The sequence below is a fragment of the Collimonas fungivorans genome (assembly GCF_028292705.1).
Classification (GTDB): Bacteria; Pseudomonadota; Gammaproteobacteria; order Burkholderiales; family Burkholderiaceae_D; genus Collimonas; species Collimonas fungivorans_B.
Window position 1 is genome coordinate 1 of record NZ_JAQGLV010000328.1, and the last position, 6,026, is coordinate 6,026.

Below are 6,026 nucleotides of genomic sequence, written 5' to 3' on the forward strand. Positions count from 1 at the left end.
TGCGCCGCCAGGCGCAGCGCCTCGCGGGTTGCTTCGCGATTGTCGGGGACGATGCCGTAATCGCTGATTTCGCAGCCCAGGTTTTCCAGCAGGCCGCGCAAGACGAACCGGTTCGAGTTGTAGATGGCGCCCGGCTTCAATGGCTGGCCGGGCATGGCCAGTTCGTCGCCGGTGAAAAACACCGCCACCCGCAACTTGCGCAGCACCGGCAACGTTTCCAGGCCGACCGAGGCCGCCAGGCCGAGATGCTGCGGCCGTAGGCGCGTGCCGGCAGGCAGGATCACGCTGCCGCTGCGGATATCTTCGCCGGCGCGGCGCACCCATTCGCCGGCAGCCGGCGCATGTTTGATGATGACTGCATCGCCGTCGGCCTCGCACATTTCCTGCATGACCACGGCATCGGCGCCTTCTGGAATCATAGCGCCGGTAAAGATGCGGGCGGCAGTGCCGGCCTGCAGCGGCGCACCGACATGGCCGGCGGGGATCCGCTGCGAGATGGATAACCGCGCAGCACCTCCAGCGCAATCCGCGGCGCGTACTGCATAACCGTCCATCTGCGTGTTGTCCGCAGGCGGCACGTTGAGCTGGGAAACCTGGGCATCCGCCAGTATCCGGCCGTTGGCCGACAACGTCGGGATTCGTTCCACGGCAGCGCTGTCAACCAGCGGCCGCGGCGCCGCCAGCAATACTTCGAGGGCTTCGTCGACAGATAACATCGGGGGTTTTTGCATGTCTGGTCGCGGCAAGCTTACAAGCCGGTGTGGCTGGCGATGAAGGTCTTCACCAGCGCCACGTCAGCCGCCATCACTTCGAAGCGCTGCGGCAGCGCTTCTATGTTTTCAAAACCGGCCGGCCGCTCGGCGTCGCGTCCCAGCGCTTCGCGGATGGTTTCGTTGAACTTGGCCGGCAAGGCGGTTTCCAGCACGATCATCGGCACGCCCGGGACCATGTATTCGCGCGCCACCTTGACGCCGTCGGCGGTGTGGGTATCGATGATGACGCCGTAGCGCTGTTCGATATCGCGGATGGTGGCTAACCGGTCCTGATGGGTCGACTTGCCGGACTGGAAGCCGAAGCGGCCGATCTTGGCAAATTCATCGCCGTCGCTGCCGGGGCCGCCCGCCAGGCTGAAGCCGCCCGCGGTTTCCACCTTGTGGAACAGGGCGCGCACGCGCTCGCTGTCACCATCCAGCAAATCGTGGATGAAACGCTCGAAATTGGACGCCTTGCTGATGTCCATGCTGGGGCTGCTGGTGTGATAGGTCTCGGCCGACTTGCGCACCCGATAGATGCCGGTGCGGAAAAATTCGTCGAGCACGTCGTTCTCGTTGGTGGCCGCCACCAGCTTATCGATGGGCAAGCCCATCATGCGCGCGATATGGCCGGCGCAAATATTGCCGAAATTGCCCGACGGCACTGTGAACGATACCTTCTGGTCGTTGCTGGTGGTCGCGCTCAGGTAGCCGCGGAAGTAATACACCACCTGCGCCACCACGCGCGCCCAGTTGATCGAGTTGACGGTGCCGATCTTCTGGCTGGCCTTGAAGGCGTGATCGTTGGATACCGCCTTGACCATGTCCTGGCAGTCGTCGAACACACCTTCGACCGCGATGTTGAAGATGTTCGGATCTTGCAGGCTGAACATCTGCGCGGTCTGGAATGCGCTCATCTTCTTGTGCGGCGACAGCATGAAGACGCGTATGCCTTTTTTGCCGCGCATCGCATATTCCGCCGCGCTGCCGGTATCGCCGGAAGTGGCGCCGAAAATGTTCAGCTTGGCGTCGTTCTTGGCCAGCGTATATTCGAACAGGTTGCCCAGCAACTGCATTGCCATGTCCTTGAAGGCGAGCGTCGGGCCGTTTGACAGCCCTTGCAGCAGCAACTTGCCGCCATCCTTTTCTTCCAGCACGCGCAAGGGCGTGATCTGGCCGGCGTCTTCGCCCGCCCGCGCATTGCGGTAGACCTCGGCGCTGTAGGTCTTGTGCGCCAGCGCCTTCAGATCGGCGGCCGGCACATCGGTAGCAAACTTCTTCAATACTTCAAACGCCAGGTCGGCATACGACAGGCCCCGCCATTGATCCAGTTCAGCGCCGGTGACTTGCGGATATTTCTCAGGCAGGTACAGGCCGCCATCCGGGGCCAGCCCGCCTAACAGGATTTCGGAAAAATTTTGCGCAGCTGCGTGGCCGCGAGTGGAAACATAATGCATAGTGTGGATGGCGTTATTTAGGATTGCGGATCAATATAGAAGCTGCTGCCTGCATTATAGCGTTCGCTGCCTCGCTGCTGTCAGCTTTGCGCCTGGGCGGCGAGTCCGTATTCAGTTTAAATCCTGGCTTATTTTTTCTTCCCTTATTTTTTCCAGTAGTCACCGGTCTCTTCGTAGCACTCGACCGCCAGATCCGAGACTTTCGCCTCCATATGCGCCTGCGCATCGGCAATCGCCTGGTTATAGATGCCGGGCCCGATCACCCGCAGGCAGAAATCGAGCAGCATGCCGGCTTTCAGGTCGCCGATCGGTTCGTCCATGTTTTCGTTGAAATAGCGCTGGATGGCTCCAACCAGGTCTTTCTGCTCGCTTTGCTGCAATTTGATCGCCATGGGCTCTCCTTGTCATCTGTACATCATTAAAGTGCAGCGTCCGGTGCGCTGCGCTTTTTTGAGAACCCATAAATGTACACCATGGTCCAGGCAACCGTTATCACACAGCCAATATACCGGCAGTTCGTCCTATGCGGGAAAGATACAAATCGGCGCTGCAGCCTTATTGCCGCGCTGATACAATGTCACTCTTATATACAAGTATGTTAAATATGCTTGTAGCTTGCACATTATTCGACTGTCATGACACCACCACTTCTACCTACATCACCAAACGAACTGCTGGCCGGTTCGGCCATGCCGGACGAACATCCCATGTCCGGCAGCCTGTTCATGGTGGTAGCACCTTCCGGCGCCGGCAAATCGACGCTGGTCAACGCCCTGCTGGCGCAGGAACAGGCCATCAAGCTGTCGATCTCCTACACCACGCGGCCGCCGCGCCCGGGTGAACAGGACGGCCGCGAGTATCATTTCACTACCGTCGAAGACTTCCGCGCCCGCCACAAGCAAGGCGAATTCCTGGAATGGGCCGAAGTCCACACCAATTATTACGGCACTTCGCGCCTGGCGATTGCCGAACAGATGCAGTCAGGCACCGACGTTTTGCTGGAAATCGACTGGCAAGGCGCCCAGCAGGTAAAGAAGCAGTTCCCGCACGCGGTCGGCATTTTTATCCTGCCGCCGTCGATTGCGGCGCTGGAAGACCGCCTGAAAAAGCGTGGCCAGGATGAACCGCAGGTCATTACGCGCCGCATCCTTGCCGCCGGCGGCGAAATCGCGCACGCCCCCGAGTTTGAATATGTTATTATTAATCAAGAGTTTGCATCTGCTCTGTCGGAATTAACAGCGATCGTCAAAGCCACTCGCTGCCGCTTTTCCCAGCAGGCAGTGCGCAACGCGTCCTTGTTTGCCCAATTAGGCATACACGCCAATTTAAGTTAATATTAAGTCAACACCCTGCAATACCGTTTTTCCGGAGAATATATGGCACGCATCACCATCGAAGATTGTTTGAAACAGATTCCTAACCGCTTCCAGCTGACGCTGTCCGCGACATATCGCGCACGCCAGCTGCTGCAAGGCCATACCGCCAAGATTGACGCAAAAGACAAGCCAACCGTGGTCGCCCTGCGCGAAATCGCTGCCGGCAAGATTGGTATCGAAATGCTGAAGAAGGTACCTGGTTAACCATTAACATCATGCGGCTGATAACTATCCAGTATGAACCTGACATCTCCAGATTCAAGCCTGTCATCAGCCGCAACCACTAAAAAACGGGCGGCTTCCCCCCGCTCAGCCAGAAAACCCGCGAACACTCCTCCCTTGCCAGATCACCAGCCCGTGCTTCAACCCGGCGTTGCCTCGATCACGCACCTGACCACCAAGCTTGCCGAATACCTGACTCCAGCCGAGCTGAAGAAAGTCAAGGAAGCGTATCGCTTTTCGGATGAAATGCATCTGGGCCAGATGCGCAAATCCGGTGAACCTTATATCTCGCATCCGATCGCCGTCGCCGAAATCTGCGCCGACTGGAAGCTGGACGCGCAAGCGATCATGGCTGCCCTGCTGCACGACGTCATGGAAGACCAGGACGTCAAGAAAGACGAGCTGATCGAACGCTTCGGGGCGCCGGTAGCAACGTTGGTGGATGGCTTGTCGAAACTGGACAAGATCGAATTCCAGAGCCAGATCGAAGCCCAGGCCGAAAATTTCCGCAAGATGCTGCTGGCCATGGCGCGCGATGTGCGCGTGATCCTGGTCAAGCTGGCCGACCGCCTGCACAACATGCGCACGCTGGGCGTGATGATCCCGGAAAAGAAACGCCGCATCGCGCGCGAGACCATGGAGGTCTACATCCCGATCGCGCATCGGCTGGGCCTCAACAATATTTACCGCGAACTGCAGGAACTGGCGTTCTCGCATCTGTATCCGCTGCGCCACCGCACCCTGGCCAAGGCAGTCAAGGCTGCGCGCGGCAACCGCCGCGAAGTGGTCAGCAAGATCCTGGAATCGGTCAGCACCACGCTGGCGGCGACCGGCATCAATGCGCAGATAGACGGCCGCGAGAAAAGCCTGTTCGGCATCTACCGCAAGATGCACAACAAGCACCTATCGTTTTCCCAGGTGCTGGATGTCTACGGCTTCCGCATCGTGGTCGACACCTTCGCCAACTGCTACCTGGCGCTCGGCACCCTGCATGCGCTGTACAAGCCGATGCCTGGCAAGTTCAAGGATTACATCGCGATTCCCAAGCTGAACGGCTACCAGTCGCTGCACACTACCCTGATCGGCCCTTACGGCACGCCGGTGGAATTCCAGATCCGCACCCAGGACATGCATCGCGTGGCCGAGTCGGGCGTGGCCGCGCACTGGCTGTACAAGGATGAAGAAGGCAACCTGAGCGACCTGCAGCAGCGCACCCATGCCTGGCTGCAGTCGCTGCTCGACATCCAGAAACAGACCGGCGATTCGGCGGAATTCCTGGAGCACGTCAAGGTCGACCTATTCCCCGATTCGGTTTATGTGTTCACGCCGAAATCGAAAATCATTGCCTTGCCGCGCGGCGCCACGGCGCTGGATTTTGCCTACACCATCCATACCGACGTCGGCGACCAGACCATCGCCGCCAAGATCAACCACGAACCGGCGCCGCTGCGCACCGAGCTGCATAACGGCGACATCGTCGAAATCATTACCTCGCCCAGTTCGCGCCCGAGTCCTAACTGGCTCAGCTTCGTGCGTACCGGCAAGGCGCGTTCGGCCATCCGCCATCACCTGCGCACCATCAACCTGAGCGAGTCGGTGGAACTCGGCCAGCGGCTGTTGTCGCAGGCGCTGGCGATGCTCAACCTGAATCCGGTGCTGGCGCCTATCGTGGTCGACCGCCTGCTGAATGAATCCAGCGCCAAGTCGCTCGATGAAATCTATGCCGACATCGGCGTCGGCAAGCGCATGGCGACCCTGGTGGCGCGCCATATCATGGGCTTGCTGGAAAACGAGCCGCTGGTGACGCCGCTGCTTGACATGGAAGGCGTCGCTGCTCCAGGCAAGATGGATCCGGTGGTGATCTATGGCAGCGAAGGTGTATCGGTGCAGCTGTCGCCGTGCTGCCAGCCGATCCCGGGCGACCATATCACCGGCCAGCTGAAACGCGACCAGGGCCTGGTGGTGCACGCCGAAGACTGCAATATCGCCAAGCGCCAGCGCAACAAGGATCCGGACCGCTGGATCGAAGTGCTGTGGGGCGAGGACCTGAACCGCCGTTTCGATTGCCGCATCAAGGTGCTGGTGCATAACGACAAAGGCATCCTGGCCCGCGTCGCCGCCGAAATCGGCGATTCCGACGCCAACATCATCTACGTCAACATGGATGACGACAAGGACCAGCTGATGACCCAGCTGATCTTCACCATCCAGGTCGAAGA

Annotated in this window: 6 protein-coding genes; 3 read left to right on the forward strand and 3 right to left on the reverse strand. The window is 59.4% G+C overall.

Annotated elements, in window-relative coordinates:
- From JWQ61_RS18580 to JWQ61_RS18590, 3 genes are all read right to left on the reverse strand, one after another.
- On the reverse strand, positions 1 to 716 hold a 716-nt coding region (locus tag JWQ61_RS18580), incomplete at its 3' end, for a molybdopterin molybdotransferase MoeA (RefSeq protein ID WP_304361804.1).
- Positions 717 to 748: 32 nt separating this feature from the next.
- Positions 749 to 2,209: a threonine synthase gene (thrC, locus tag JWQ61_RS18585; protein ID WP_304361805.1), complete on the reverse strand. Its 1,461-nt coding sequence runs from the start codon at positions 2,207 to 2,209 to the stop codon at positions 749 to 751.
- 143 nt (positions 2,210 to 2,352) lie between these two features.
- Positions 2,353 to 2,601 (reverse strand): DUF2164 domain-containing protein, encoded by a 249-nt coding sequence (locus tag JWQ61_RS18590; protein ID WP_120235689.1) that lies wholly within the window; start codon positions 2,599 to 2,601, stop codon positions 2,353 to 2,355.
- A gap of 297 nt (positions 2,602 to 2,898) precedes the next feature.
- On the opposite strand from JWQ61_RS18590, the gene gmk reads away from it, so the two are divergent.
- The 3 genes from gmk to JWQ61_RS18605 form a co-directional block, all read left to right on the forward strand.
- Positions 2,899 to 3,543, forward strand: a complete 645-nt coding sequence (gene gmk, locus JWQ61_RS18595; RefSeq protein ID WP_014006294.1) for a guanylate kinase — start codon at positions 2,899 to 2,901, stop codon at positions 3,541 to 3,543.
- Between the two features lie 42 nt (positions 3,544 to 3,585).
- Positions 3,586 to 3,789, forward strand: a complete 204-nt coding sequence (rpoZ, locus tag JWQ61_RS18600) for a DNA-directed RNA polymerase subunit omega (RefSeq protein ID WP_014006295.1) — start codon at positions 3,586 to 3,588, stop codon at positions 3,787 to 3,789.
- Positions 3,790 to 3,822: 33 nt separating this feature from the next.
- On the forward strand, positions 3,823 to 6,026 hold a 2,204-nt coding region (locus JWQ61_RS18605), incomplete at its 3' end, for a bifunctional (p)ppGpp synthetase/guanosine-3',5'-bis(diphosphate) 3'-pyrophosphohydrolase (protein ID WP_304361806.1).

Coding starts and splice junctions, on each gene's coding strand:
- thrC (WP_304361805.1), bottom strand. CDS start 2,209: ATGCATTATGTTTCCACTCGCGGCCACGCAGCTGCGCAAAATTTTTCC.
- JWQ61_RS18590 (WP_120235689.1), bottom strand. CDS start 2,601: ATGGCGATCAAATTGCAGCAAAGCGAGCAGAAAGACCTGGTTGGAGCC.
- gmk (WP_014006294.1), top strand. CDS start 2,899: ATGCCGGACGAACATCCCATGTCCGGCAGCCTGTTCATGGTGGTAGCA.
- rpoZ (WP_014006295.1), top strand. CDS start 3,586: ATGGCACGCATCACCATCGAAGATTGTTTGAAACAGATTCCTAACCGC.